Source organism: Tritonibacter sp. SIMBA_163 (assembly GCF_046535935.1).
Taxonomy (GTDB): Bacteria; Pseudomonadota; Alphaproteobacteria; order Rhodobacterales; family Rhodobacteraceae; genus Epibacterium; species Epibacterium scottomollicae.
This window is the reverse complement of record NZ_JAWJBP010000300.1, coordinates 1-284: the sequence shown is the minus strand read 5'-3', so window position 1 is coordinate 284 and position 284 is coordinate 1. Positions and strand designations below refer to the sequence as shown.

Here is a 284-nt window from a genome sequence, read left to right as displayed (position 1 = left end):
CTATAACTATGTGGTGCGTCACTATAAAAAACAATTAAATCCAATTTATGAAATGGTCCAAGAATTAGAAATGCAAAATCGCCATAACTTAAGAGACGAAAGAGCTTTAAAAGATGTAGTCTCTAGTTTGGAGCATGATATTAAAAACGAAGAAATAATTAAAAAAGAGTTGAGCCGAGTTGAGAAGTCAAAATTAAGGACACGAGATTTGGAGCTTTTAGAAGAGACGGAGAAGTTATATGATTCACTTATTAGTACAAAGCGAGTTTGTTTTGAATTTATTC

The 284-nt window shown here is 31.7% G+C and carries 1 protein-coding gene; it reads left to right on the top strand.

Going from position 1 to position 284, the window contains the following annotated elements:
• Positions 1 to 284: hypothetical protein (locus R0J92_RS22485; protein ID WP_411053292.1), on the top strand; the 284-nt coding region annotated here is incomplete at both ends.